At 71.7% G+C, this 25,221-nt stretch carries 24 protein-coding genes and 2 pseudogenes; 8 read left to right on the forward strand and 18 right to left on the reverse strand.

The genetic code is table 11. The features are described from left to right. The 7 genes from AXW62_RS01610 to AXW62_RS01640 form a co-directional block, all read right to left on the reverse strand. Positions 1–292: hypothetical protein (locus tag AXW62_RS01610; RefSeq protein WP_060942881.1), on the reverse strand; the 292-nt coding region annotated here is incomplete at its 3' end. Positions 293–458: 166 nt separating this feature from the next. Then, on the reverse strand, positions 459–1,409 hold the full coding sequence (locus AXW62_RS01615; RefSeq protein ID WP_252368464.1) for a universal stress protein: 951 nt from the start codon (positions 1,407–1,409) through the stop codon (positions 459–461). Further along, on the reverse strand, positions 1,406–1,678 hold the full coding sequence (locus AXW62_RS01620; RefSeq protein WP_060942883.1) for a hypothetical protein: 273 nt from the start codon (positions 1,676–1,678) through the stop codon (positions 1,406–1,408). The genes AXW62_RS01615 and AXW62_RS01620 overlap by 4 nt, the downstream gene beginning before the upstream one ends. 88 nt (positions 1,679–1,766) lie before the next feature. Further along, on the reverse strand, positions 1,767–2,654 hold the full coding sequence (locus tag AXW62_RS01625) for a universal stress protein (RefSeq protein ID WP_060942884.1): 888 nt from the start codon (positions 2,652–2,654) through the stop codon (positions 1,767–1,769). An 821-nt stretch (positions 2,655–3,475) separates the two neighbouring features. After that, positions 3,476–3,931, reverse strand: coding sequence for a cyclic nucleotide-binding domain-containing protein (locus tag AXW62_RS01630; RefSeq protein WP_060942885.1), 456 nt, complete (start codon positions 3,929–3,931; stop codon positions 3,476–3,478). 604 nt (positions 3,932–4,535) lie between these two features. Further along, complete coding sequence (locus AXW62_RS01635; protein ID WP_060942886.1) at positions 4,536–4,979, reverse strand: pyridoxamine 5'-phosphate oxidase family protein; 444 nt, start codon at positions 4,977–4,979, stop codon at positions 4,536–4,538. Positions 4,980–5,081: 102 nt separating this feature from the next. Further along, positions 5,082–5,579 (reverse strand): hypothetical protein, encoded by a 498-nt coding sequence (locus AXW62_RS01640; RefSeq protein ID WP_060942887.1) that lies wholly within the window; start codon positions 5,577–5,579, stop codon positions 5,082–5,084. A 972-nt stretch (positions 5,580–6,551) separates the two neighbouring features. Here AXW62_RS01640 and AXW62_RS01645 point away from each other — a divergent pair. Then, entirely contained in the window at positions 6,552–8,252 is a 1,701-nt protein-coding gene (locus AXW62_RS01645; RefSeq protein WP_169808105.1) for a sensor histidine kinase, read from the forward strand. A gap of 54 nt (positions 8,253–8,306) precedes the next feature. Here AXW62_RS01645 and AXW62_RS01650 read toward each other — a convergent pair whose 3' ends face one another. The 3 genes and pseudogenes from AXW62_RS01650 to AXW62_RS45335 form a co-directional block, all read right to left on the reverse strand. Further along, positions 8,307–9,062, reverse strand: a complete 756-nt coding sequence (locus AXW62_RS01650) for an alpha/beta hydrolase (protein WP_060942888.1) — start codon at positions 9,060–9,062, stop codon at positions 8,307–8,309. A 179-nt stretch (positions 9,063–9,241) separates the two neighbouring features. Further along, positions 9,242–10,582, reverse strand: coding sequence for an NtaA/DmoA family FMN-dependent monooxygenase (locus tag AXW62_RS01655; protein WP_060942889.1), 1,341 nt, complete (start codon positions 10,580–10,582; stop codon positions 9,242–9,244). A 23-nt stretch (positions 10,583–10,605) separates the two neighbouring features. Continuing rightward, a pseudogene (locus tag AXW62_RS45335) lies at positions 10,606–10,701 on the reverse strand (ABC transporter ATP-binding protein); the annotation flags it as partial. Positions 10,702–11,697: 996 nt separating this feature from the next. Between AXW62_RS45335 and AXW62_RS01660 the strand changes: the two are divergent. From AXW62_RS01660 to AXW62_RS01670, 3 genes are all read left to right on the forward strand, one after another. Then, entirely contained in the window at positions 11,698–11,889 is a 192-nt protein-coding gene (locus AXW62_RS01660; RefSeq protein ID WP_174556340.1) for a hypothetical protein, read from the forward strand. After that, positions 11,886–13,067, forward strand: coding sequence for a cysteine desulfurase family protein (locus AXW62_RS01665; RefSeq protein WP_060942891.1), 1,182 nt, complete (start codon positions 11,886–11,888; stop codon positions 13,065–13,067). Before AXW62_RS01660 ends, AXW62_RS01665 begins: the two co-directional genes overlap by 4 nt. A 291-nt stretch (positions 13,068–13,358) precedes the next feature. After that, positions 13,359–14,114: a GNAT family N-acetyltransferase gene (locus AXW62_RS01670; protein WP_060942960.1), complete on the forward strand. Its 756-nt coding sequence runs from the start codon at positions 13,359–13,361 to the stop codon at positions 14,112–14,114. Between the two features lie 175 nt (positions 14,115–14,289). Here the strand turns inward: AXW62_RS01670 and AXW62_RS01675 are convergent, their stop codons facing one another. Then, positions 14,290–14,916 carry a 3-oxoacid CoA-transferase subunit B gene (locus tag AXW62_RS01675; protein WP_030832804.1) on the reverse strand — a complete coding sequence of 209 codons (627 nt, stop codon included), beginning with the start codon at positions 14,914–14,916 and terminating at the stop codon, positions 14,290–14,292. A gap of 116 nt (positions 14,917–15,032) precedes the next feature. Further along, on the reverse strand, positions 15,033–15,743 hold the full coding sequence (locus tag AXW62_RS01680) for a CoA transferase subunit A (RefSeq protein WP_174556341.1): 711 nt from the start codon (positions 15,741–15,743) through the stop codon (positions 15,033–15,035). 158 nt (positions 15,744–15,901) lie between these two features. On the opposite strand from AXW62_RS01680, the gene AXW62_RS01685 reads away from it, so the two are divergent. From AXW62_RS01685 to AXW62_RS01695, 3 genes are all read left to right on the forward strand, one after another. Beyond that, positions 15,902–16,672, forward strand: a complete 771-nt coding sequence (locus AXW62_RS01685; protein ID WP_060942892.1) for an IclR family transcriptional regulator — start codon at positions 15,902–15,904, stop codon at positions 16,670–16,672. Between the two features lie 344 nt (positions 16,673–17,016). Then, on the forward strand, positions 17,017–17,547 hold the full coding sequence (locus tag AXW62_RS01690; RefSeq protein ID WP_060942962.1) for a VOC family protein: 531 nt from the start codon (positions 17,017–17,019) through the stop codon (positions 17,545–17,547). A gap of 325 nt (positions 17,548–17,872) precedes the next feature. After that, entirely contained in the window at positions 17,873–18,328 is a 456-nt protein-coding gene (locus AXW62_RS01695; RefSeq protein WP_060942963.1) for a hypothetical protein, read from the forward strand. A gap of 79 nt (positions 18,329–18,407) precedes the next feature. Here the strand turns inward: AXW62_RS01695 and AXW62_RS01700 are convergent, their stop codons facing one another. Together AXW62_RS01700 and AXW62_RS01705 are read right to left on the reverse strand one after the other, a co-directional pair. Then, positions 18,408–19,448 (reverse strand): vWA domain-containing protein, encoded by a 1,041-nt coding sequence (locus AXW62_RS01700; RefSeq protein ID WP_060942893.1) that lies wholly within the window; start codon positions 19,446–19,448, stop codon positions 18,408–18,410. A gap of 127 nt (positions 19,449–19,575) precedes the next feature. Then, positions 19,576–20,256: a GntR family transcriptional regulator gene (locus AXW62_RS01705; protein ID WP_060942894.1), complete on the reverse strand. Its 681-nt coding sequence runs from the start codon at positions 20,254–20,256 to the stop codon at positions 19,576–19,578. Between the two features lie 73 nt (positions 20,257–20,329). Between AXW62_RS01705 and AXW62_RS01710 the strand changes: the two genes are divergently transcribed. Continuing rightward, on the forward strand, positions 20,330–21,103 hold the full coding sequence (locus tag AXW62_RS01710) for an SDR family NAD(P)-dependent oxidoreductase (protein ID WP_060942895.1): 774 nt from the start codon (positions 20,330–20,332) through the stop codon (positions 21,101–21,103). Positions 21,104–21,130: 27 nt separating this feature from the next. Here the strand turns inward: AXW62_RS01710 and AXW62_RS01715 are convergent, their stop codons facing one another. The 4 genes and pseudogenes from AXW62_RS01715 to AXW62_RS01725 form a co-directional block, all read right to left on the reverse strand. After that, a complete protein-coding gene (locus tag AXW62_RS01715) occupies positions 21,131–22,099 on the reverse strand; it encodes a threo-3-hydroxy-L-aspartate ammonia-lyase (RefSeq protein ID WP_060942964.1) in 969 nt (322 codons plus the stop codon). Positions 22,100–22,161: 62 nt separating this feature from the next. After that, positions 22,162–22,678: pseudogene (locus AXW62_RS40240) on the reverse strand (hypothetical protein). Between the two features lie 230 nt (positions 22,679–22,908). Then, entirely contained in the window at positions 22,909–23,595 is a 687-nt protein-coding gene (locus AXW62_RS01720) for a helix-turn-helix transcriptional regulator (protein WP_244502735.1), read from the reverse strand. 392 nt (positions 23,596–23,987) lie between these two features. Then, positions 23,988–24,968 carry a zinc-dependent alcohol dehydrogenase family protein gene (locus AXW62_RS01725; RefSeq protein WP_060942896.1) on the reverse strand — a complete coding sequence of 327 codons (981 nt, stop codon included), beginning with the start codon at positions 24,966–24,968 and terminating at the stop codon, positions 23,988–23,990. Between the last annotated feature and the right edge of the window lie 253 nt (positions 24,969–25,221).

Raw genomic sequence — 25,221 nt, forward strand, 5'->3', positions numbered from 1 at the left:
CCTGGCGGCGCATCCGGTCCTGCAACTGGTCGGCGACCTCCCGGCCGGTGGCTTCCCGCGCGTGGACCACCACGACGGCTCCGCCCACCCGGAGGTTGGCCGTGGCCGACCAGGGGCGTTCGACGTGGGGGGCCGCCGCCTTGACGATCCTCACCTCGCCGGTGACCACGGGCAGCCCCGCCCGGGCCAGGACCGCGTCGACCTTGGCCCGCGCGTAGCCGAGCGTCTCCTCATCGACCCCGTGCTCGGCGCGCACTGTCACGGCCGTCTTACCGGTGGTCCTGAACGTCATGTTTCTCGCTCCTTGGTCGTTGGGTTCCGGATGGCGTTGGGGTCCGGATCTCCCCGGCGGCCCGGCCCCGGGTCAGGGCCGTGCGGCCCCGGTGGGCGGGTGGTCCGCCCGGTCCACCGAGGGCGAAGGCGTGGCCGAGAACCCGGCCGGTGCCGTCGGGCGGCTTTCAGACGTGCGGTACGACGGCCACCGGAACGGTGGAGTGGTGGAGCACCGCGTGCGTGACCGGGCCGATGTGCGCGCCCAGGGCGGACCGGTGTGTCCGGCGGCCGACCACCAGGAGCCCGGCCCCGGCCGTGGCCCGCAGCACGGCCCCGGCCACGAACGCGAGGTCGATCGTGCGTTCCACCCTGACCTGCGGATACTTCTCCCGCCACGGTTCCAGGGCGTTGTCCAGTTCCCGGCTCACCTGGCCCTCCAGATCACCGTCCAGGGCGCCGACGGGCCCCGCCGCGAGGCCGTACCCGTAGTCGGACGACGGCAGCTTGCGGACGTGCACGGCCCGCAGCGCCGCCCCGCGTGCGGACGCCGCGGCGAAGGCGAACTCCAGCAGCGGCCCGGGAGCCTCCGTCAGGTGCTGGAGCGCGACGACCACCTCGTTGCCCGCGCGCTCGGTGGCGGACCGCTCGTTCGCCCGCACCATCACCACCGGGCACGTCGTCCGGGCCAGGACCTGCTGGCCGACGGAGCCGAGCAGGAAGCCGGCGAGGCCACTGAGCCCACGCGAACCGAGCACCAGCATCCTGGCGCCCTCCGCCCGCTCCAGCAGCGCCGTGGCGGCCGCGGTGGGCACCTGCTCGGCGGTGAGCGGAAGGTCCGGGTAGCGGTCCCTCAGTTCCTTCTCGACGTCGTGCAGGATGCGCCGCGCCCAGTGCCCCACGGTGTCCTCGCCGTCCGGAACGGGCAGATCGCCGGTCTGCCGGGGCGAGGCATGCACCAGGCTCAGCGGCAGGGCGCGGCGCCGGGCCTCGCGGGCCGCCCAGTTGGCCGCGGTGAAACTCTCGGGTGAGCCGTCGAGCCCGACGACGACGGGGCGGGGCATGACGTGTACCTCCGTGCGTAGCAGAGTGGGCAGCGGGTGAGTGGGCAGCGGGTGTTCCGCACCGTTGAGATTCATCGCTCGACGGTCGTCGTGCGGACGGCGGAGAGGAGCGTGGCGGACGGGCCCGAGCGACGGGAGGGGCCGGTGTACGGCGGGCGCTGACCGGTGTCCCGGGCGAGCCGCATCCGCGTCCAGGGGCGCCCCACGGCACCGTTCCCGCGGCCCGCCGGCGCCGTGGCCTCCCCGGCCCTCGCCCCGCGCGGTGCGGAGGCGGCGGTGGGCACGGCCGGGGCCAGTGGCAGCAGGGCGGAGGCGAGGAGGGTGTGCGGCACGGTTCTGAGCATGGAGGGTCTCCTTTCGAAGAACGGGCGGGAACGGGCCGGGAACGGTCCGGGAACGCTGCTGGCCTCGGGACTGCCTTCCGACGCGGCGTCAGCCGTGCGCGATCACCGCCACCGGGGCGGCGGAGTGGTGCAGCACGGCGTGGGTGACCGGACCGATCCGCGGGCCCGGCCGCGGACCGTGGGTGAAACGGCCGACGACCACCAGCGCGGCACCGGCCGAGGCGTCCACCAGGTGCCCAGCCGGGCTGCCGACCACGGCCTGCTCGCTCACCTCGACGCCGGGGAACTTCGCCCGCCACGGGCTGAGTACGTCCGCCGGCCCGCTCGGGACCCGGGCCGACTGCCCGGTGTCGCGGCGGGCCGTGCCGTCAGGGCCGGAGGGCGGGCTCCACCCGTGGACGACGCGCAGTGCCGCCCCCCGGCGGGCGGCGGCGTCGAACGCGAACTCGAGCACCGGGGCGGCGGGCCGCCGGAGATCGAGTCCCAGGACGACATCGCGGCGTGCGACCACCGGCGAGGCGGTGGCGGCCGGGCCGGTCCGGTGGCTGTCCTGGTCGCTCCCGCCGGTCCGTACCAGGACGACGGGGAGCTCGGCCCGGGCCACCACCGACAGTGCCACGGAGCCGACCAGAATCCCGGTGACCCTGCTCAGGCCCCGCGAGCCGAGTACCAGCAACTCGGCGTTCCCGGCGGCCGCCAGCAGCGACGGCACTGGTTCCCTGGCGACCTGCTCATGAACGATCCGCAGGTCCGGGTGGTCACGCCGCAGCCGCGCCGCGGTGTCGCGCGGCAGGCGCTCGGCCCATCGGGTCAGCGATTCCACTCCGGTGAGCGGCGCGTAGGTGAACGAGTGCCAGTCCAGCGCGTGCACGAGGCGCAGCGGCAGCCCGCGGCGCTGGGTCTCGCGGGCCGCCCAGTCCGCCGCGGCGAGGCTCTCGGATGAACCGTCCAGGCCGACGGTGACGCTACGGGGCATGAAAGACGACCTCCTTCCGGGGTGCGCCTCCACCATCTCGGCGGGGAAGGCGCGCCGGGATGGGCCCCAGGTCCCCTGAGCGTGGCCGTTCGGCCCTCTGCCGGGTGCGCGTGGTCGGGACCATGCCGGGAGGCGGCCCCGGGCCGTGTGCGCGTGGTCGGGACGATGGCCGCGCGGTGGCGTCGCACCGTGGCCACGGGGCGGGGCGGGGCGACCGCACCAGCCGATGGAGTACGTCGGCGGCGGCCCCCGACTCCTCCTCGTGCCGGGGGCCGCCGCCGTATCGCGCGCCACGTTCCGAGCCGGACCCCACTGAGGCGTGTGCACACGCGGATTCGCCTCGGGTACGGCGCGGATTCGCCTCGGGTACGGCCGGGAAGGTCCGGCCGGTCCCGAGGTGTGCCCGAGCAGGTGTCCGAGGGTGAGTGGCGGAGCCGTCCGCCACGGCCGAGGCCCGGTGAGGCTTTCGGGCCGCGGCCGTGGCCTCGTTCGCCCGTCTCCCGTCCGCCGCCTCCCGTTTTGCACGTCTCCCGTCTGCCGTCTCTCGTCTGCCGCCGAGCGCGGCGTGGCACGTCGCGTCCGGGCCGCGGTCATGCCGCGGTCAGGCGGAGGCCATCACCATCCGGATCCGGCAACGGCAGCGACAGGGAGGGGTGCTGAGGGCCAGGGCCGCGGTGGCGGGGCCGAAACCGCCGAAGCCGCCTCAACCCCCGGGTCGGACCTGGCACGTTCAGGACACTCAGCGGGGGCCACCAGCCACATGGACCGGGAGACGTCCGGCCAACCCGCACCGATCGTTCGCTTCGGCACCTTCCGCCCGCTCAGACGGCGCTGCCGGTGCTGTACGGGGCGTAGAGGTCCAGCAGCCGGGTCCTGGCGGAGCGCAGGCGATGGGCGAGCACCTCGCCGGCCCACTGGGTGACGGCCTGGCCGAGAGCCGGGTCGTCCTGGCACATGGAACGGACGGTGGTGGCGTCGAACTCGTAGGCCCGCACAGGTGTCGTCGCCGTGGCGCCCAGATGCCACACATGCGGCGCGAACAGCCAGGACCAGCCGACGAGTTCGTTGGGGCCCAGCGTCTCTATGACGGCGGTGTGCCGACCGGACACGTACGTGTCGAGCTCGACCGAGCCGGTGCGGATGATCCAGAACCGGTCCGCGCGGGCATTTTCGTCGAAGAGGCGCGCTCCCTGCGGAAAGGACACCTCCCGGGCGAAGTGCATGAGCCGCTGCCGGTGATCGGCGGGCAGCGCGCGCAGCATGGTGGGGGTGTTCATGGCTTGCCTCCCGGACGGACCTACGACCTACCGCCTCCAGCGTGCGGCGGCGGCCGGACTCGGACGAGGGGCCATCCGGTCCGTACGGCGGGCCACCCGGCCCCGCCGCGGATCGCCCGCCGCTGGGGCTCCGGGGCATGGTGCGGACGCGCCCAGCGGAAAGCGGAAAGCGGAGTGTGGAGTGGCGTGATGACGCGCCCGCGGCCGACCAGCGACCTCCCCGGCGCACCTTGGCCGCCCTCGCCGGTCCCGGACCGCGCGCCGCCCTGGCCACCGTCACCTCTGCCCTGGCCATCGTCGTCCCCGCTGGTGGCGGCAACTGGCCGCCTTTGGCTTTGGCCCCGCTGGCGGACCGCCCTGGCCGCTGTCGCCCTTGCCCTGCCCCGTCGTCCCCGCTGGTGATGTCCTGGTCGCTGTCGTTGCCGCTGGCCGCCGCCCTGCTGCGGAACGGGCCGGACCGGCCTGCCTGCCGTTGCCTCCGCGGTGTCCGTCGGCGTCGGCGTCCGCGATCGCGGACGTCTCACATCCCGGGGCCGACCGCCCCGTCAAGCGCCGGTGAAACCGCCGCCGAAACCCATGCGCGGCCACGGCTGGTGACGCCGCGCTACTCGTGCGAGACCGCCGTCTCCAGCCGGTAGCCGGTCACGAACTCGGCACGGATGCGGACCACGTGCTCCATCTCCGTGTCGATCCAGGGCGTGAGCTCGGTGCGGTAGCGGGGGAGCGCCAGCGGATCCGTCACGCGGCTCGCGGTGCCGGTGGCCATGACACACCAGCCGGTGTGCGTGGCCTCGTCGATCTGGTCGGCCTCGTACACCACCACCTCGGAGCCGGACGCGGTGGCCAGCAGCACGGCACCGGCGTGGGTGCGGATGACGATGTCGCCGTCGTCGTTCACCAGGTGGTTGACCGGCCGGATCACCGGGAGCGCCTGGTGGGTGAAGCCCACCCGTCCCATGGACACGCCCGTCAGCAGCTCGAGCGATTCCTCCCGGCCCAGCTCGACCATACGGGTGCCGGGAACGGGGGGAAGAGGTGGCACGGTCATCGGAGTCCTTTTGAGGAAGCCCCCGCCTTCGGGCGGGGGAGGAATCGAACCCCTGCGGAGCAGGACAAGGAAAGCCGGTTCGCCGTCAGGGCGGACCGGCGTTCACGACGGTTCCCGGCGAACGGCCTCGTGCGCGGCCCCTCGCGGCCAGATCACCTCGACGTCGGCGCCGTGGCTGCGCGCGTAGGCCACCAGATGCGCCGTCACGTCACGGCCGTTGGACGGCGAGCCGTCCCAGACCGCGAGCACGCGGGCGCAGTGGCGCAGCAAGCTCTCGTCGGCGCTCACGCACGAGCCGCGGTCGCCCGGGTCGTACTCCACCAGCCGTACCTGCTCCGACAGCATCAGCAGTTCACCAGCGGCCGTGCGGTCGTGCCCGGTCAACTGGGCGGGCACGCCGTGCCGCGACGGCAGGACCGTCACCAGGGCCAGCCCCGCCTGACGGGCGGCCCTCCCGAACGCTATCGGCAGCCCTCGTCCGGCGCGGACCAGACCGGCTCCGCCAGCCCGGGCGAAGCCGGTCAGCCGTGCCCGCAGCTCTTCCTCCACCAGCACGAGTGTCGACGCGCTGAGATCGCGATGCCCTACGACGGCGATCATCCCTGACTGTCCTTTCTCCCCACCGCCCTCTGGCCTGCTTGATCGTCTCCGGGCTCGGGCAGGGCGTGCCAGAGCCGAGCGGGGCGCGGAAAGGGCCGGTCGGTCCTTGTGCCGGGGAGCCGACGTTTCCGGAGCGGGGTCCGGCAGTCAACCGGTGCGCCGACTCGCCTGTTCTGGCGGGCCCGGCTCATGCGGCGCGCCGGGTGGGCGACGGGGGAGCCGAGCCGGTGCGCACCACTGGCGCCGCAGTGGCCGCGCGGCGTCGGCCGCCCGCGCCGAAGACGGCGCGTCCACCGCCCGTCACCCCACCGCGCGCTGGTGGCCTGCGGCCGGGGCCCCGCCTGCGCGCCGCCGCGCTGGGCGCGCGATCTCGTCGTTCTCCATGGACACGCACGCCAGGCGCCGGCCCGCGCCGGGCCTGGGCCCGAACGTCCCTGTCCGGGAGACTTTCCGGACCGGCTGCGCCCGCGTCGTTGGGGCCGAGGGCCCGAGTGGCGAGAACCGATGGGCGTATGGAGATAGCTCCGTACCGGACATGCCGCAGAACGGATGACGTTGGTGGCCACCCTGGGCGCTCGCGTGCAGACGCCGACGAGCCGTTCATCGTGAGCCGCGTCGCGTTCCTGGTGATGGCCGCCGCGCTCGCGGCCGCCACCGCATGTCGTGCTCACTACCGCACGTCGTGCCACCGCACGTCGTGTTCGCCTCCGGCCGTCGTGTTCGCCCACGCGGGCGACGTCCCGGGCCGAAGGGACCTGAAGACCGCCCAGTTGTCGCGTCGGCACCGACCGAGTCGGCCGTTCGGCCGGTGCGCTTCGTGGACATCGCCCGGCTGCCGCCCAGCGAACGTGCTGCCCGTCGGGGTGCTGTCGTTCCGTGTCGGTGGGTGGGGCATGCTGGTGGGGGTCGGTGTGAGGGGATAGGGGAGTGGTTGTGGTGGATGAGTGTGGTCAGGGGCCCCGTGATGCCGGGGTGTCCGCGGCTTTGCCGCAGTTACGTCTGGATGAGTTGTTGGAGGGTTTGCAGCGGCAGGTGGCGCAGGTGCGGGCGGCGCGTGACCGTGTTCATACGCTGTTGGATGCGGTGCTGGTGATTGGTTCCGATTTGGAGTTGGAGGTGGTGCTCCAGCGCATTGTGGAGTCGGCTGTCAGTTTGGTGGATGCCAGGTACGGGGCGCTGGGTGTGCTGGGTGAGGAGGGCACGATCAGGCAGTTCCTTACCGTGGGTGTCGATGAGGAGACTATTGCGGGGATGGGTCATTACCCGCGTGGTGCGGGTATTTTGGGGTTGCTGATCCGTCATCCGGAGCCGTTGCGTCTGGCGGATCTGGCGCGGCATCCGGCGTCTGTGGGGTTCCCGCCCGGTCATCCGCCGATGACCAGTTTCCTGGGCACTCCGGTCATGGTGCGTGAGCAGGTTTTCGGGAATCTGTATCTGACGGACAAGCAGGGCGCCGCGCAGTTCGATGCCGATGATGAGGCGGTGTTGCGGACTTTGGCCGCGGCGGCGGGTGTGGCGATCGACAATGCCCGGCTGTATGAGGATGCCCGCCGTCGGCAGCGGTGGCTGGCAGCCAGCAATGAGCTGACCCGCAGTCTGTTGTCGGGGACCGATCCCGCGGTGGTGCTGGAGTCCTTCACTTCCACTGTGCGGGAGATGGCGGGGGCGGATCTGGTCACTTTGGCCATTCCGGTCGGTGACGGCAGTGAGCTGGTCATCGAGGCGGCCTCGGGAACCCATGCCGAGCGGGCGCGGGGTCTGGTGCTGGGGGCTGCGACGCTGGCGGCGAAGGTCTTCGCTTCTGGGGAGACCATCACCAGTGAGGCGGTCAGCGCCGATCCGCGTGCCGCCGGGGGCAGTGCCGCGATCGTGGAGCTGGGCCCGGCGTTCCTGGTTCCCCTGGGTACGCGTGACCATGTGCGGGGGGTGCTGCAGGTGGCCAACGCACCTGGCGGCCCGGTCTTCGCCGACACCGTCATCGACATGGTGATCGGATACGGCAACCAGGCGGCGCTGGCCCTGGACGTCGCCGAACACCGGCAGGACGCCGACCGCATGCTGATCCTCAACGACCGCGACCGGATCGCCCGCGACCTGCACGACCTGGTCATCCAGCGCTTGTTCGCCTCCGCCCTGACCCTGCAGTCCACCCTCGGCCGCCTGACCGACCAACCACAGACCAGCACACGCGTCCACCAGGTGGTGGACGACCTGGACGACACCATCAAAGTCATCCGCTCCACCATCTACTCCCTACGCGAACAGGAACGCACCCGAAGCCAAAGCCTGCGCACCCGCCTGGTGGCGGCCATGGAACGAGCCACCCAAACCCTCGGCTTCACACCCGCACTACGCATGACCGGACTACTGGACACCACCGTCCCCACCCCACACGCCGAACACCTCCTCGCCGTGGCCGGGGAGGCCCTGACCAACGTGGCTAGGCACGCCCGGGCCACCGGTGTTGATGTCAGTGTCGAGGTGACCGGTACGCAGCTGCGGCTGGAAGTGGCGGACAACGGCTGCGGCGTCAGCCCGGCCGTCACCCGCCGAAGCGGGCTGGCCAACCTCCGGCACCGCGCCGAGGAACTGGGCGGTTCCTTCTCCCTGCGCCCGAACGAGCCGACCGGCACCATCGTGGAATGGACCGTCCCCCTGCCCACCACCCCCTGACACACCGGCACGCCCCCGGCCCCCGACCACGGGCGTGGAGGCCCGAGCAGGCGCTCACCACGTGCTTGTCCGCCAGGTGATCACGGGCCGCAGTTCGTTGCGCAGTGTCTCCAGGAACGTGACGATCTCGGCTGCCACCGAGCGGTGCTGCAGGTCGTTGAGGACGTCGTGATGGGCGCCGTGGACCACCGCCAGACGGGCCCGGTCCAGTGACTTCGCGGTGCGCGTGAGCGCCTCGTGGTCGGCGAGCGGATCGGCGTCGCCGATGAGGAACAGGACGGGCACACCGGGGTCGCTGTCGTAGGCGGCCGTGAGCACGGCATCCGGTACCGGGGCGCGGAGTGCGCCTCGCCGCACCTGGGAGTCCTGGGTGAGTGCGTTTCGGTGGGTGGGGCAGAAGGTGCGGACGTCGAGCTCCTCGTCCCAGGTGTCGACCGCCCCGGTGCCCTGGCCCGGGAGGCCCGCCAGCACAACGGCATCGGGACGCCGGGCCGCGGGAAGGTCCGTTCGGCCGAGCAGCGCGGCGGTCGCGGCGGCGCCCGAGTCGGCTCCTATCAGGACGACCGGGTGGACGATGCCGTCGTCGCCCGCTGTCCCGTCGAGGGCGTCGGAGAGACGGTCCGCGAAGTCGGCCGGGTCACCGTCCTCGACGGCGGGTGCATCGATCACGCGGACGCGGTAGGCGTCGGCGGCGAGTCGCTTGGAGAGCCGGGCGTAGGTCGCCCGTGTCTCGCCCCGGCCGGGCACCACGATGACGGTGCCGCGCGTCCGCAGACCTTCGGGGGCGTAGTGGTCGGTGTAGTCGGTCATGTCACACTCGCACTTCAGTGGATGGCGGTACGGATGGGGTGAGGGCTTTCCGGCCCGTGCGGGTGCCGTCGGGCTCACGGTGGGTTCCACGGCACGGATGCGGCGCCGTGGCCGGGGACGGTCCTGCCTCGCTCATTGCCGTGGCCGGGGATGGTCCTGCCTCGTTCATGACCCGGCCATCAGCCGTTCGCCGACGAGCGCTCGCGGGTCCAGCGGTTGACCGGGACGGGCAGCCCCAGATTGCCGCGCAGGGTGTCAGCCGGGTACTCGGTGCGGTACAGCCCGCGCTTCTGGAGGATCGGGACGACGCCGTCCACGAACAGATCGAGGTCCTCGTCGGTGCGGAAGGCGAGATTGATGCCGTCGAACGCGTCGGCGGCGAACCACTGCCCGATGGTGTCGGCGACCGTCTCCGGCGCACCGACGAACGGTGAGCGGCGGAACTCCGAGAGTGATTCGGCCACCTGCCGCAGGGTCAGGTTCTCGGCCTTGGCGCGGGCGATGAGCTTGGCGGCGCCGGTCCGGCCGCCCTTCTCGGCGAGGTGTGCCACGTCCGGGAACGGCGCGTCCAGGTCGTGCACGCTGAAGTCGTAGGCGCCGAAGGAACGGCCGAGGAGCGCGAGGTTGCGGTCGAAGTCGTGGTCCTCCTCGAAGATCTCCCGCTCGCGGCGCCGGGCCGCTTCGTCGGTCGTGGCGACGACCGGGCCGCCATGGATGAAGATCTTGATGTGTTCGGGGTCGCGCCCGTAGGCGGCGGTGCGGCGCTTGATGTCGGCGTAGTACTCCCGCGCCTGCTCCAGCGGGCCGCCCGGCGCGTAAATGCCTTCGGCGACCCGCGCGGCGAGGTCGCGGCCCTCTTCGGAGACGCCGGCCTGGAAGATCACCGGCTGTCCTTGTGGCGAGCGCGAGATGTTGAGCGGCCCCGCCACCTTGAAATGCTCGCCCTCATGGTCGAGCCGGTGCAGTCTGGACGGGTCCAGGAACAGGTTGTGTTCCACATCGGCGGGGAAGGCGTCGTCCTCGTAGGAGTCCCACAGGCCGCGGGCGACCTGCACGAACTCCAGGGCACGGCGGTAGCGGGTGGTGTAGTCCAGGTGTTCTTCGAGCCCGAAGTTCCGGGAGGTTCCCGTGTCGAAGCTGGTCACCACGTTCCAGCCGGCGCGGCCACCGCTGATGTGGTCCAGGGAGGCGAACCGCCGGGCCAGGTTGAAGGGCGAGTTGTAGGTCGAACTGGCCGTGCCGACCAGCCCGACGTGCCGGGTGTGGGTGGCCACCGCCGACAGCAGGGTCAGCGGCTCCAGCCGGTTGAGGTAGTGCGCCGGATAGGTGGCGTTGATGAACTGGCTGTCGACGATGAACAGGGCGTCGAACAGGGCGTGTTCGGCCGCCTGGGCCTGCCGGATGTAGTAGGTGATGTCGATGCTCGCGTTCTTCGCGACGCGCGGGTCCTTCCACAGTCCGTGCTGGCCCGGGCCGCCGACGCCGTACGGGTGCAGCGCGAGGTGGAGCGTGCGGGACATGAGAGTTCCTCCCTGTGGTTGGTTCAGGCGCGCAGCAGCGCGCGGAGCGCCTCGCGTTCGGCCCGGTCGGCGGGCGCGGCGCGCAGCGTGGGGGCGGAGCTGACGAGTAGCCGGGTGTAGTCGCCGGGCGCGGGGCACCAGCCGTTCGGCGGATACGCGGGGGGAGGGCCGGGACTCCAAAGGGAGGACAGACGGTGAAGCCGCGGAGGAAGGGGCGCACGGGAGGTACCAGGCGCGGCGGTACGGGACGGCCGGTTCCGGCGGAGCGGAGCGGGACCGGTGGGCCGTGGGCGGCGGGTGGTCAGCGACAGAGAGCGCTGGAGGTGCGCCGCAGATCCACGTAGCGGCACATCACACCGGGGTGCGTCGTGAGCATGTCGCAATCCTGGGGGCAGGTGTCACCGACTGTCAATGGACACCTATTGGTGTCTCATTGCGCGGGACGCTTCGGACACGCGAAGGCGGCCCCCCGCGTCATGGCGGCGATCAGCCGCGATGAACCCGCGCAACGGCGTCTCATCAGGAGTGTCCGCTGTGCCGCGGCCCGTGGCCCGCGTACCGTGGACCGCGGCCCGCGGCCGTGCTCGTTGCTCCGGCACGCCCCGGAGCAGGCCGCCCGCAGTGCCACCGGCCCGCAGCGCCACCGGCCGGGCCGCGGGCGGCAGCGGCGGCCGGTGGAACCCGGGGCTCCGGAGGCGCGAACGGGTGGCCGTGGTCTGCCGCGGCCGTGGTCTGCAGAGCGGGCAGGGGCTGCACCGCACCGGGCAACTACGCGTGTGCACCTCTCCGACACCGACACCCCGAACGCGCCGGCCCTGGTTGCCCCCCGCGCGGGAGGCCAGGAGCGCGGTGCCGGACCGGAGCGGCCGAACCAGGCGGCGCATCGGCCGCGCGGCGGGAGGGACAGGGAGCCCGGGGGACGTGGCCGGCGGCGTGGTCGGCGTCCGGGTGGACATCGAGGCCGAGCAGGCGGGTTGCTGCCGGGCCAGCCGTCGAACAGCGGGATAAGGTGATCGTCCGCGAAGCCCACGGCGTTCTCCGAGGTCTCGGGAGCCGGCCGTGTGCTCCCGCTCCCGGACTCGCCCACGATGATCCACGGATGTGCGGAGGAGGCCATGCCGGAAAACGCGAGGAGCGGGACGAAGGCGTGGCTGTACGACGCGTCCGCGGCCAGTGGCAAGGTACCGGCCGGCGGAAAGCGCGTGGAGCTGCCGGACCTGCCGGATCTGCCGGACCAGGGCGAGCGCGCCGCCGACGCGCTCGCCACGGCGGCCGGGCTGCCCGCCGACGCCGGGGACCTGATGTGACCGGCCCGGATGACGACCTCCCACCGTGCCCGGGGCCGGCCGGCGGGCCGGTCTACCTCGACTACAACGCCACCACCCCGGTCGACCCGCGCGTGGCCGAGGCGATGGCACCGCACCTGACCGACTTCTTCGGCAACCCCTCCAGCAGCCACCCCTACGCCGACCCTCCCCGGCGGGCGCTGGCCGAGGCCCGCGCCCAGGTGGCCGGCCTGGTCGGCGCGAGTGCGGACGAGATCGTGTTCACCGCCTCCGGCTCCGAAGCAAACCTCCTCGCGCTGCGCGGTGCGGTCCTCGCGGCCGGCCGCACACGCCCGCATGTGATCACGCAGGCCACCGAGCATCCGGCCGTCCTGGAGACCTGCCGCGCCCTGGAGCGCCTGCACGGCGCGCGGGTGACGGTCCTGCCCGTCGACGGGGACGGACTCGTCGATCCGGCCGCGCTGGCCGCCGCCTTCACCGAGGACACCGTGGTGGTGTCGGTGATGGCCGCCAACAACGAGACCGGCGCCCTCCAGCCGGTCGCCGAACTCGCCGCGCTCACCCACGAGCACCGGGCGCTCTTCCACTGCGACGCGGCCCAAGCGGTGGGGAAGATCTTCCTCGACACCCGGGCGCTGGGCGTCGACCTGCTCACGATCGTGGGGCACAAGATGTACGCGCCGAAGGGCGCCGCCGCGCTGTACGTCCGTGACGGCGTACGGCTGGAACCGGTCGTCTACGGCGGCGGCCAGGAGCGCGGCCTTCGCGGTGGCACCGAGAACGTCGCTCTGGCCGTCGCGCTGGGCACTGCCGCCCGGCTCGCGGCGGCCGAACTCGCCGACGGCGCCCCGGCACGTCTCGCGGCGCTGCGCGACGACCTCCACCAGCGGCTCACCGACGGGCTGCCCGGCCGTGTGCACCTCAACGGTCCGGAGAAGAACCGCTTGCCGAACACCCTCAACGTCAGCGTCGACGGCGTCCTGGGCCACGGACTTCTCGCCGCCGCCGACCAGATCGCGGCCTCCACCGGATCGGCCTGCCACAGCGGCACTCACACCCCCTCACCCGTCCTGAGCGCCATGGGCCTCGATCCGGCCCGCGCGCTCGGGGCGCTGCGGCTGTCACTCGGCCGCTGGACCACACCGGGGGATATCAAGACCGCGGCGGCAGCCCTCACCCGGGCTGCCGCCGCGCGGTGACCGGAGCGCCTCGCCCGGCGTGCGGGAACCGACGACGAGCGGAACAGGCCCAGAAGGCCCAGAAGGCCCAGAGGCACAGAAGGCCCAGAGGCGCAGAGGCTCAGAGGCTCAGATGCACAACGGACACGACCGGGCGCGGAGGGCCCACCCGCGGCGGGACGCACGTCCGCGAACGCCGGAACCGCGGGGAGCCGTCCGGCCCGCTCGCGGGGCCGGACACCGGGCGCGTGTGGTGCCGAGTGCCCCGCGCCGCCTCACTTCCGCGTACGACATGGGAGGGACAATGCGATGATGAACCACGACGATCAGGTACTGGACGACCCGGTGGGTCGATCACTGCGCGGCCGGCACGCACGGTTCGCCCGTCGTCTCGGCCGGGCCGCCGCCTACCTCCCGGAAGCGGCGACCTTCTCCGCGGTATCCGCCGACCCGGACGCGGCGGAATGGGCCGACCTGGCTGGGCTGATCGGTCCGGGCGAACTCGCCGACATGTTCAGCTGTCCGGCCACTCCGCCGCCGGACTGGCAGCCGGTCTTCTCCCTCGAGGGCCGCCAGATGATCTGGCCCGGCACCGCTCGGTCCGATGGCTCCCCTGCCGAAACCGAGACCGAAACCGAGACCGAAACCGAGACCGGAACGGAGATCGGAACGGAGACCGGTGCCGGGGTGGTCGAACTGGGCGCGGAGAGCGTGGCCGAGATGCTCGACCTCGTCGCGCGGACCCGGCCGGGGCCGTTCTGGCCGCGCACCCACGAACTCGGCACCTACCTCGGCATCCGTGACAACGGCAGGTTGGTGGCGATGGCGGGGGAGCGGTTGCGGCCTCCGGGCTGGACCGAGATCAGCGCCGTGTGTACCGCTTCCGAGGCACGCGGCCGGGGCCACGCGGCACGCCTGGTCGGTGCGCTCGTCGCGCGGATCGTGGCCCGTGGCGAACGTCCCTTCCTGCATGTGGCGGAGGCGAACACCGGCGCGATCGCGCTGTACGAGCGGCTCGGCTTCACCACCCGCAAGCAGGTGACCTTTCGAGGGTTCCGCATACCCTGACTGTCCCCAGCGGCGCCCCGGAGCTCCGCCGGACGCCGCGCCGGCGGAGCCCGTGTCACCGGGTGTCACCTGGGTCTGCCGTCGGGCGGGTGGAGTGCGCGCCGGCGGGTGCGCCGAGGCCGTACGTCGGCAACTCTCCGAGGGCGGGGCCGTGGCGGGCCCTCGTGCCAGACGCTCACCCCATTGCCGCGGCGGGCAGCTCCAGTGGGGCACCGGTCTTCGCCCGCACCTCTTCCACGGTGACCCCCGGAGCGAGTGTCACCAGCCGCAGGCCATCGGCGGTCACGTCGATGGTGGCGAGATCGGTGATGATCCGGTCGACGACACCGGCGCCGGTCAGCGGCAGAGTGCAGTCGTCGACGATCTTCGGGCTGCCGTCCTTGGCGACGTGGTCGGTGAGCACCACGATCCGGCGGGCGCCGACGACGAGGTCCATCGCGCCGCCCATGCCCTTCACGAGTGCTCCGGGAATGGTCCAGTTCGCCAGGTCGCCCTTCGCGGTCACCTGGAGGGCGCCCAGAATGGCGATGTCGATGTGGCCGCCCCGGATCATGCCGAAGGACGTCGCCGAGTCGAAGTAGCTCGCACCGGGGATGACCGTGACCGTCTGCTTGCCCGCGTTGATGACGTCGGCGTCCTCCTCGCCCTCCCAGGGAAACGGGCCGAGGCCGAGGATGCCGTTCTCACTCTGGAGGGTTACCCGCACGCCGTCGGGGATGTGGTTGGCCACGAGGGTCGGGATACCGATCCCCAGGTTGACGTAGTCGCCGTCGTTGAGTTCGGCGGCCGCGATGGCCGCCATCTCGTCACGTGTCCGGGGCACGGGTTTCTCCGTAAGTTGTCGGGGGCCCGGGAGGGCCGGATGTGGCTGACGGTTCTTGCCTTCAGTGGCTTCCTGGGAGTGGCCGTCCGGCTCTCCTAGGCTCCGACGGTCACGCGGGGGCGGACCGTGCGCTTCTCGATTTCCTTGATCCGCTCGCGGGCGACCGCCAGACGGTCGACGTAGACGCCGGGCGTGGCAACTGATTCGGGGTCGATGAAGTCCTCGGCGAGGTGCTCGGTCTCGGCCACGGTCACCCGGCCGCAGGTGGCGACGAGCGGGTTGAAGTTACGCGCGGCGGCACGGTAGGACAGATTGCCCGCCCGGTCGGCGGTGTGCGCGTGCACGAGCGCGAGGTCGGCCACGATGGCGCGCTCCTGGACGTGGGGAACCCCGTCGAACTCGGCGTGCGGCTTGCCCTCGGCGACGGGTGTGCCCACCCCGGTCCTCGTGTAGAAGGCCGCGATACCGGCCCCGCCGGCCCGCATGCGCTCGGCGAGCGTGCCCTGCGGCGAGAACTCCACGTCGAGCACCTTGTCCAGGTACTGCTGGGCGAACAGCTTGTTCTCGCCCACGTAGGAAGCGATCACCTTGGTCACCTGGCGGTTCTCCAGCAGCAGGCCGAGGCCCTTGCCGTCGACCCCCATGTTGTTGGACACGATCGTCAGCCCGGTGACGCCGCTGTCGCGTACCACCTCGATGAGATCGTTCGGAACGCCGCAGAGGCCGAACCCGCCGACGGCGATCGTCATCCCGTCGGTCAGCACACCGGCCAGAGCCGCTTCCGCGTTCGCGCACAGCTTGGACAACCCGTCCACCCCTCGCCTCGGTCGTTCATTGTCCGAGCGCACAGATTCGACTCGCGGCATCGCGTTGCGCAAGAGACTGGGGCACCTGGCGGGAAAACCGGTCGGCCCGTGGTCGCCGGCTCGTCATGGCGTCCGCACAGTGAACGTATGCTGGGGCAATGGACAGGACCCCGGCAGCCCGCACCGTCGGCAGAGTCGGTGCGGTGCTGCGTGCGCTGTCGACGGTCAACGAGGCCGGTGCGGGCACCACCGAGCTGGCGAGGGCGGCGGGCCTGCCGAGACCGACCGTCCACCGGCTGCTCGTCTCGCTGGCTGAGGAAGGCTTCGTGGACCGCGACCGACGCAGCGGCCGCTGGTTCCTCGGACCCGAGCTGTACCTGCTGGGCGAGGCGGCCGGCAGGCGCTACGACGTCACCCACCACGCGCGTGAGAGCGTGCACCGGCTCGCGGCGGCGACGGGGGAGAGCGCCTTCTTCTCCGCGCGGCGGGGTGATGAGACGGTGTGTCTGCTGCGCGAGGACGGGGACTTCCCGATCCGCTCCTTCGTGCTGTACGAGGGCGCCCGGTTCCCGCTCGGTGTCGTGTCGGCGGGCCTGGTGGTGCTGTCGTTCCTCGACGATGCCGAGATCGACGCGTATCTGGAACGTACGGACCTGGTCAGCCGGTGGGGCCGGGCGCACGGGCCGGACGCGGTGCGCGATCGGATCGCGCGGACCCGCACCGATGGTTACGCCGTGAACCCCGGACTCATCGTGGAAGGCAGCTGGGGCATGGCGGCGGCGGTGTTCGACCGCGCCGGGCTGCCCGCGTGGGCGCTGACGCTCACCGGGGTGGAGACCAGGTTCCGCCCCGAGCGCAGACCCGAACTCGGGGCGCTGCTGCTGCGCGAGGCACACGCTCTCGGCCGCGCCGTCAGCGCGGAGAGCTGACCGCCGCTGTCGCCTCCGCGGCCGGTGCGGGGGTCCGGGGCGCGGTCGGGGCGCCGCGCGGCCGGGGCGGTCGGGGGGATGCGAACAATGACCGAAAGTTGATTGAACGCTAAACCATCTCGGTGCCATTCTGGTCTCAGGCCCGGCGACCGCCCGGTTGCCGGGCCCGCGTCTCCCGTCTGCACGGCCAAGGCGAGGGAGCGCTCCCACGCCCTGTGTGACGACGCACGCGAGTACGCGCACGCCCCGCGTCGCCCATGGGGCAACGGCACGACGTCCGGCGCACCCCGGCCCAGCCGGCGCCGGCGGTCCCCGTCCCGTCCCACAACCGGAGGAAGACCGAGATGACACAGACCCTTCCGCTCCGCCTCCACCACCACGCCTGGATAACCGACGACCAAGAGACCAACCGGGCCTTCTACGAGGACGTCCTCGGCCTGCCCCTGGTGGCCACATGGACCGAGAGTGAGGTGCTCTTCGGGGCCCGGCGCGTCTACAGCCACTGCTTCTACGGCCTGGGCGACGGAAGCAGCCTGGCGTTCTTCCAGTTCGCCCACCAGGAGGACCAGGAGGAGTTCAAGACCGCCATCAACTTCACGCCCTGGCGCCACATCGCCTTCAAGGTGGACCAGGAAACCCAGGACGGCATGCGCAGGCGCATCGCCGCGGCCGGCTACTCGGAGGAAGACGCTTATGTGATCGACCACGGGTTTTGCGTCTCGCTGTACATCACGGACCCCAACGGGCTGATGCTCGAATTCGCCGTTGACCACCCCGACATCGAGAAGATCGAAGCGGAGCGGCGGGCGACAGCGCACGCCGACCTCGCCCGCTGGCTCGGCGGCGACCACACCAGCAACAACCCTTGGCGCTGACCCCGCCCCGCCCCGCCCCGCCCCGGACCGGACCGGAGCCGAGGACGCGTCCACCCATCTGAACCGCACGCCGCCTCCGCACCGCCGCATCTCCGATCAGCCGAGGGCGAGTGGTGCGGAGGAGGCCGTCGATCCAGTTCGCCGGAGACATGAAGGCGAAGGCGGAGGCCGGAACCGTCCCCGAGGGACGATTCCGGCCTCCGCCGAGGGCGGCGCCGGAGCGGCGCCCGGCCACGAGGCGACCGGGGACGGGAACGGAACCTCAGCGCTGCCGGGCCGCCACCGCTGTCGCCCGGCCCCTCGCCGCCCTGAGATGATCGGGGTTATGAAGCATCCGCATCTGGCCAGCACCGAGGCTGCTGTCATGGCGATACGTGAGCTCGCGCGGGAGCACACCCTGGAGTTGACCGTCACCGACGACATCGGCGCCGACCAGACGTCCCGCCGCACGTCAGCCGGGGCGTTCGCGGTCCTCGACCCGGACGGCTCTCTGCCGCACGAGGCGTTCGTCGAATTGGAAGGCTCCCCTGCCGTAACCGTTCGGCTCTTCCCGGAGGGTGACGCGAAAATCACCGTCGACGGCGTGGACTTCGATGACATACCCCGTGACTCCGTCCCCGCGTTCCTGCGCTCCGTCTACGGCGGTTTGGCCTATGTGAAGGGGAAAGTCTTTCCTCCTGGCCAGTGGCTGACGGTCCCCTTGCCCGGTGATGAGACCTACAAAGAACTGATACTGCGCAACACACTCAGCCCATGGCTCGCCCGCAACGTCCGTAGCTAGGTGTGCTGCCCGGACAGGTTGGTGACGTGGCCGTGCCCCCGGGACTCGGCCCCGGGGGAGCCTCGCGGGCACGGGGGTTTCAGAGCATGAGGAGGAGCCGGGTGTGGGGTACGAGTTTCCGGTTCACGCTGGTGCTCTGGACGAAGATCGTGAAGTCGTCGTTGTGGTCCGGCTTGACGCGCACTTCCATGTCCGGCAGGCCGAGCAGGGCTCGGGCCTCCGGGCCTGTGTACACCCGGTCCGTCTTCTTCTCCAGAACCGCGATCTGCTTCCGGGCCTGGATCTTCTCCGACTTGCTCAGCTGGTAGAAGGCGCAGCCGGTGCGGAAGGTGTGTCCGCATTCGATGACCCAGTCCCGGATCGCCGCCGCGCGGGCCACCGGAATCAGCTGGTACTGCGAGGGGTCCACGGGGGTGAGACCGGCTGCCTTGATGGTGTCTTTGTTGACCGTCTCCGCACCTGTGGAGAACACCGCCCGTGATCCCCGGATGCCCTGGGCCCGGCCCACCATGAAGTTTTCGGTGGCCTGTTGGATGACCTGTCCTGCCTCTTCCAGACCCTGTGTGCTCGTGGCGTCCCAAATGGCGATGTTGTCTTTCGGGAAGCCGCACTGCATGGCTTCGTGTTTACCCATCTGGTCGGGTACCAGGACGGCGAGTGTCCAGTTGTCGTCCTGCGTCGCTATCATGTCGGCCACGGCCTGAATGAGTTGGCGCGGGTTTTTGGCGGGGGTGTCCGGGCTGCGGTGACTGGCGTTTTCCTGGCCGTCGGTCAGGACGAACGTCAGGAAGCTGTGGTCGCCGTACAGTTGGGCGGTCTGTGCCAGTTCCTGCTGTGATTTCAGGGTGGCTGCCAGCAGAGCCGTCATTCCGCCGACTTTGTACAGCTGCTTGAGGGACGGCATGCGCAGCACGTCCTTGTCGTAGATGACGCATTCCGCCTTGTCCGCGAAGACGTACACCGTGACCCGGGTTTCCTGATCCAGTTCCTTCGAGCGGCGGGCCAGATAGGCGATCTGCTGGTCGGCGACCTCGACGACCTTGCGGCTCAAATGTGACATGGATGAACTGGCATCCAGCACGAGAGCAACGTGGTTGATGTAGTTCTGGTCTCCGGGCATGGGTGTGCTCCCCCCTTTTTCTCTCTCTCGGTGGTTCCACCTTCCCACCCACCACTGACAACCGGCCCTGAACTGCGGGTCGGAGGGGAGAGCGCGGACACGGGGGCGGGGGTGGCCGGTGGTTGTCTCAGCGGGTGTCCGGGCGGAGGCTCGCCAGCAGGCTCTGCCGGGCCGCCGCCACGTGTTCCCTGGCCATCCGTTCAACTGCCTGCGGGTCGGCGCCCTGCAGTGACCGGATGATCTGCCGGTGTTCGCGGACGACGCTGTCGCGGTAGGGGAGGTAGCCGTCACGGACGCGGCGGATTTGGAACAGGTGGACCTGCGACCGCACGGCCTGCCACGCGCGGGTGAGCCGCTGGTTCGCGGCGATCGTGTAGAGGGTGTCGTGGAAGGCGATGTCGAGGTGGACGAGCGCCGTGGCGTCGCCGCGTCCGGCGGTTTCGGCGGCCATGCGGTCGACGAGGGCCAGCAGGTGTGACACGTCGCTGGCGCCGATTCTCGACTGGGCGGTACGGGCCGCGAGTCCGTCGAGGGCTTCCCGCAGGGCGTAGACCTCTTCGACGTCCTCCGGTTCGATGCCGATGACGGTGGTGGGCCGGTGCCAGCCGGTGCGGATCAGACCTTCCCGGGCCAGCACCGCCAGTCCTTCGCGGACCGAGCCGCGGCTGACACCGAGCTGCTGGGCGAGTTCGACCTCCCGCAGCGGCGCGCCCGGAGGGAAGCGGCCGTCGAAGATGGCCTCTCGGACCAGGTCGGCCGCGTCGTCGCCGACGCCACGTCGCTTCACTTGTGCCACGGTTCGCGCCATGTCCGAATGTTGACATTCGGTCGTCGGGTGGCACAAGCTGCAGGCCGGCTATGGGTGCTGGAAGGAGCCGCAGGTGTTGGAGACCACCTCTCGCGGAGCGCTCGTCACGGGTGCCTCACGTGGCATCGGACGTGCGACCGCGGTCGCCCTGGCGGCGGCGGGGCACCGGGTCGCCGTCCACTACGGGCACCATCGCGAGGACGCCGATCAGACGCTCGCCCTGCTGCCCGGCGAGGGGCATCTGGTCGTGGGCGGGGACCTCGCCGATCCGTCCACGGCGCGTGGCGTGGTGGAGGAGGCGGTGCGAGGGCTGCGGACCGTGGACGTCCTGGTGAACAACGCGGCGGTGGCCCCGCGGGCGGAGAACCGGCATCGGATCGGCGACGTCGGCTGGGAGACGTGGGTGGCGACGTGGGACTCGATGATCCGCGCCAACCTCCTGGGAGCGGTCAACGTCACCTGGGCTTTCGCCGACCATCTGATCGGACGCGGTGCGCCCGGCAGTATCGTCAACGTGGGTTCCCGCGGTGCCTACCGCGGTGAGCCGGACCATCCGGCGTACGGGGCGGGCAAGGCCGCCCTCCACGCGTTCGGCCAGTCGATCGCCGTCGCCCTGGCGCCCCACCGGATCGCGGTCACCTCGGTGGCGCCGGGTTTTGTCGCCACCGAACGTCAGATGGCGAAGCTGTCCGGTCCCGAGGGAGACGCGGTGCGGGCGCAGAGCCCTTTCGGCCGGGTGGGGTCCGCGGAGGAGGTGGCCGCCGCCGTCGTCTACCTGGCCTCGCCGGGCGCGGCCTGGTCCTCCGGCGCCGTCCTGGACCTCAACGGAGCCTCCTACCTGCGATGACCCCACCGCCGAAGAGCGGACGCGTTCTCAGCGGCTGACCAGCTCCGCGAAGCGCTGGGCGTCGATGTTGCCGCCGGAGGCGATGACGCCGATCCGGCGCGGGAGGTCTTCGATGTGTCCGGCCATGAGGGCGGCCAGGGGGGTGGCGCCGCTGGGTTCGAGGACGATCTTCAGATGTTCGAAGGCGAAGCGCATGGCGTTGACGATGTCCTCGTCGCTGACCAGGGCGATCGCGGTGACCAGGCGCTGGTTGATGGGGAAGGTGATCTCCCCGGGAGTGTCCAGGGCCTGGCCGTCGGCGATGGTGCGGGGCACGGGGATGGTGACGCGCTGGCCGCCGGCCAGGGAGCGCTTGGTGTCGTCGCCGTTCTCGGGTTCGACGCCGATGACTTTGGTGCCGGGGTGCAGCGCTCGGGCGGTGATGGCGCTGCCCGCGATGAGGCCGCCACCGCCGACGGGCACGACGAGGGCGTCGAGTTCGCCGGTCTCCTCGAAGAGTTCGAGGGCGGCGGTGCCCTGTCCGGCGATGACGTCGGGGTGGTCGTAGGGCGGGATGAGGGTCAGGCCGCGCTCGGTGGCCAGGGCTTCGCCGAGGGCGGTGCGGTTCTGGGTGTAGCGGTCGTAGGTGACGATCTCCGCGCCGTAGCCGGCGGTGGCCTCCCGCTTGGAGCGGGGGGCGTCCTCGGGCATGAGGATGACGGCGGTGGTGCCCAGTTCGCGGGCGGCCAGCGCGGTGGCCTGGGCGTGGTTGCCGGAGGAGTAGGCGGCGATGCCCTTGGCCAGTTGCCCGGCGGACAGTTGGGCGACGGCGTTGTAGGCGCCGCGGAACTTGAAGGCGCCGACGCGCTGGAAGTTCTCGCACTTGATGAACACCTCCGCGCCGGTCAGGGCGTTGAGGGTGCGGGAGGTGTGGACAGGGGTGCGGTGGGCGATGCCGTCAAGGCGTGCGGCGGCCTGGCGGACGTCGTCGAACGACACGGAAGGTGTGGCGGTCATGGTGGGTTCCTCGCGGTGGTGGGACGTCGGACCGGGGGTCTGGCGGGGCGCTCGGGCGGCGGTCACCAGCCGGTGACGCGTGGCCAGAATGCCTCGATGGCGGGCGCGGGGCCGGCGCCGCTCCGGGCGCTGTCGATGATGTGGTAGCCGTGGTGCTGGGCGGCGGTGGCACAGGCGTGGTTGGGCAGGATGCGCAGGCGGGTGCCGATGGGCAGGTCGGGCGGTGTGGTGCCGTCGCGGGTGGTGAGGGTGCCGTGTTCCTGGCTCGCGGCCGATCACGCGGGGGAGTTTGTGCGGGTCGATGCCGACGGCGTAGGTGATGTCGGTGTAGGCGCCGTCGGCGAACGCCTCGGCCTCGGCGAGGGTGGAGACGGTGACGGGGCAGCGGGCGCCGCCGTGCATGAGGGCCGCGAGGTCAAGGCTCTTGGCCGTCTTGACGTGGGGGCGCAGGGTGACGCCGAGCCGGTCGGCCCTGGTCGCGAGACGTTTGATGTTGCGCAGCGTCCTGTGCACGTCGACGACCGCGAACGGGGTGTCGGGGTCGGCGAGCGTCCGAGCGGTGGCGGGGGCGGTGTTCACAGGGCGATGTCCAGTTTCGTGAGCGTGGCCGGCCCGGGGCGGAGGGCTTGCGGGATCCGGTTCCGGAACCGTCGGAAGGCCGTGGTGGCGCCGTCGTCGCGGCATCCGGGTGGGTGGCCGAGGAGGGCCTGGCCGAGCGGGGTGAGGACCGCTTCGGCGGGGACGTGCCGACTCTGGCCCCTGCGGCGGGTCCGCGCGGGCGGATCGCACCGGGGGACATCGACGGCCTTTCACTTGGTGTAGTTGTAGACCGTCGCCCGGGACACCCCCAGCAGGTCGGCGATGGTCTGTGCGGCGTCGCGGGAGCCGAAGTAGCCGTCCCGGTGCAACTGCCGCACCAGCTCCTTCTTGTCCTCGCGGCTCAGTGAGCGGGGGGTGCCGGCGCGTTCCGCGGCCAGGGCCTCGACGGTGCGGCGCAACTCGCGCGCATTGCGGTCATGCAGGCTCTCCAGGGGCCGGTCGCGGTGCTCGGTGCCGGTGGCGACCAGGTTGGCCAGGGCGAGGGTGACCGGGGAGAGCACGGAGACGTCGAGGTTCAGGCACAGGGCCGCGATGTACTCACCGGCGGCGTTCTTGATGCCGATGGAGGTGCTCTTGGCCGGGCGGCCGTCGGGGAACCGGTTCGGGTAGTTCTGGATGACGCTCGGGTACTGCGGGTCGGCGATCCGGGCCAGCCCCAGCTCGGTCGCCGGATCCCCGACCCGGCGGCCGGAGAGGTTGTTCTCGATGGCGCGGATCGCGTGCCGCGGGTCGCGCAGGTCGTGCAGGACCACCTCGCACAGCCCGGGGAACATCCGGCCCAGCGCGACGGCGATCTTCTCGGCCTCCCGGATGAGGTGCTCGTCCGGCGTGTCCGGTCCGGGCCCGGTGATTCCGGCGCCCCGGCCTGTTTCCGCGGTGGTGGCGGGCTGATCCATGAATCCTCTTTCGCCGGTGGTGATGCGGTGTGCGCCACGGACCCACGGACGCCGCACAGGCCCCTGGGAGGGAAGCCGCTTCGGTGGGCGGCGGCCCCTGGCCGGTGCCGGGTCCGTCCGTGCCCGGAACTCCGGCAGTCCGGGCGATACGGGTGGCCAGGCGGAGCGCCTCCTGGAGGCACAGTACCCACGCCTGGCTTAATCGTCTAGATCTGTAATAGTGGTCTAAGGGGCGGGGGTGACGTGGCGGGTGAGGAACCGAGGTGAGCGTCGGGCAACTGTCCGCGGATCGTGAACGGCGTGCCTGAACTCCGCGCAGCTGCCCGGCAGTTACCTGCCCCTGGAACGAAGCGGGGATCGCGGCGCCGCCTCGGCGCCGGCCGTCCCCGCCGTCACCTCTGCAACTCGATCAGGGTCTTTCCGGCGCGTCCGGTCGCCGGGTCCTTGAGGTGGCCGGGGAGTTCGCTGAGCCCGACACGCGTCCCCACAGCTGTGCGCAGACCGCCGCTGCGCAGGAGCGCGAAGACCGGCGCGAACAGCTCGGGCAGATGCCGACCGCCGTCCTCGTGGATCACGTCGCGCAGCCGGAACAGCTCCACCCGGGCACCACTGCGGCCGGTGAAGCACTCCGCCGGGAGCGGTGTCCGGGACAGCAGTCCGTAGTGGACGAACACGCCGTCGCGGGCCGTCAGGGTGAACACGTCTGCGCCCACGCCGCCACCAACGCAGTCGAAGGCCACATCGATACCCCCTGGCCCGACGGCCGCCCGCAGCTCCTCCCGCCACCGGGGACCGTCGGTCTGGATCACGGCCCGCCACTGGGACGGATCGGCCACGGTCCGTCCCGGCGTTCCCCGGACCACCCCGACCGGCGTGAGGCCACGACCGGCCAGCAGTTCCGCCAGATGCCGGCCGATGGCCGATGTCGCCGCCGTGACCACGACGTTCCGTATGCCCGGCCGGCAGAACCGTTCGACCATCGTCAGGGCCGTCAGGGGGTTGATGTAGGCGAAGCAGGCGATCTCATCCGGGAGGTCGTCCGGGACGCGAACGCACCAGGAGTAGCCGAGACGCTTGTACTGCTGCCAGTTCCCCGCCGACCCGAGCGGAAGCACACGCCGGCCCACCGCCGTGGCGGGCACCCCCGGTCCGGCAGCGTCGATCACACCGACGCCCTCGAACCCGGGGACCATGGGGAACGCGGTCCGTGACCCGTACGCACCTGAGACGGTGACCTCGTCGGAGGGATTGACGGTCGAGGCGAGCATGCGCACCACCACCTCACCCGCGCCGGGAGCCGCGGGCGCGCCCACGTCGCGGACGGCGAGGACGTCGGCGAGCCGGCCGGGCGAGTCGGCGACGGCAGCCAGCATCGGCAGCCTCCCTCCCCGTGCCCGTGCCAGGACTCCTCATTCTACGAACCGTAAGGGGCCGGCAAGCGCGTGGGCAGGCTCACCAACGGACGCCTCGGCAACCCTGAACGGGACATCTCTCCGCCCGGCACCCTCCTGAACACGCGCGTGGCCGGCCACATCGGGACACGGTGAGCGCCGTCCGCGTGCTGCCGCCGTGCGCGCCCGCGGCGCCGAACACTGCCCGGCAACGGTCCGCCGGACGGTCCGCTGC

It is taken from the genome of Streptomyces hygroscopicus subsp. hygroscopicus (genome assembly GCF_001553455.1).
Classification (GTDB): Bacteria; Actinomycetota; Actinomycetes; order Streptomycetales; family Streptomycetaceae; genus Streptomyces; species Streptomyces hygroscopicus.